At 53.4% G+C, this 1,184-nt stretch carries 3 protein-coding genes; all 3 read left to right on the plus strand.

From position 1 onward, the window contains the following. Positions 1-296 (plus strand): arsenic resistance protein (locus tag J7438_RS25665; protein ID WP_503003947.1); only part of this gene is annotated, 296 nt, incomplete at its 5' end. Between the two features lie 127 nt (positions 297-423). Next, the gene (locus J7438_RS25675) at positions 424-777 is read left to right on the plus strand and encodes an ArsA-related P-loop ATPase (protein WP_209278877.1); all 354 of its coding nucleotides are present in this window, start codon (positions 424-426) and stop codon (positions 775-777) included. Beyond that, positions 759-1,103, plus strand: coding sequence for an ArsA-related P-loop ATPase (locus J7438_RS25680; RefSeq protein WP_209278878.1), 345 nt, complete (start codon positions 759-761; stop codon positions 1,101-1,103). The genes J7438_RS25675 and J7438_RS25680 overlap by 19 nt, the downstream gene beginning before the upstream one ends. Positions 1,104-1,184: the final 81 nt, after the last annotated feature.

The following is a 1,184-nucleotide window of genomic DNA, read 5'->3' on the forward strand; positions in this document are numbered from 1 at the left end:
ATATTGTACTGATCGCCATTCCATTGATTATTCAGACAGTACTCATTTTCGCCATTGCTTACTACTGGATGTACAAGTGGAAAGAACCACACAGTATTGCTGCACCTGGTGGGATGATTGGTGCCTCTAACTTCTTTGAGCTGGCAGTGGCCGTTGCGATCAGTCTGTTTGGTCTGAACTCCGGCGCTGCACTGGCGACAGTGGTCGGTGTATTGGTCGAAGTACCGATCATGCTGGCACTGGTGGCTTACGCCAACCGTACCCGCGATCGTTTCCCGGTTGTTCACGCAGGTTAATTACCTTCCCGTTGACTCGACTACCGACAGGTTTCGGTAGTCATCCTGAAAATATACAAAGAGATAAGGATAAAACGATGTCGTCTATTACTGTATTTGATCCTGCCATGTGCTGCTCTTCTGTCGTTTGTGGTCCAAAGCCGACCAGAAGCTGTCTGTTTTTTCTGCCGATCTGAACCAGTTTATTGATGGGCTGGCAGCCAGTGGCCGTGGCATTGTGATGACCCTGGGTAAAGGCGGTGTTGGCAAAACCTCCATCGCCGTTATGATCGCCCGAAGGCTGGCTGAACAGGGCTTGCCGGTCACGCTCACGACAACGGACCCGGCAGCTCATGTGCACGATGCTGTGGGACAGGTGACGGATAATCTGGTGGTTGAGCGTATCAACCCTGTTGAAGAGATTGAACGTTACCGTACTGAGGTGTTGGCCGACGCTGCTCATCTTGAGATGATGGCCGTGCATTGCTGGAAGAGGACCTGAGATCCCCATGTATTGAGGAGATTGCGGTCTTTCAGGCCTTTGCCCGTACCGTATTTAAGGCCGATAACCGCATTACCGTGATTGATACCGCGCCCACCGGGCATACAATCTTGCTGCTGGATGCTGCCCAAAGCTACCACCGGGAAGTATTGAAGCGGGGTGATGCCCATTCAGAAGAGGTGACCGGGCTGCTGCCACGATTGCGGGACGCTGAGTTTGCCAGGCTGCTGATCTGTACGTTGCCGGAAGCGACACCGGTGCATGAGGCCGCTGACCTTCAGAAGATCTGGCCAGGGCCGGCATCAAACCGGCGGGCTGGGTGGTAAACCAGTCACTGACACCCCTGGAGGTAACGGATCCTCTGCTGGTATCCCGTCGGAAGAGGGAAACTGATTATCTCAATGAGA

The organism is Thalassotalea sp. G20_0 (genome assembly GCF_017744175.1).
Lineage (GTDB): Bacteria > Pseudomonadota > Gammaproteobacteria > Pseudomonadales > Endozoicomonadaceae > Endozoicomonas.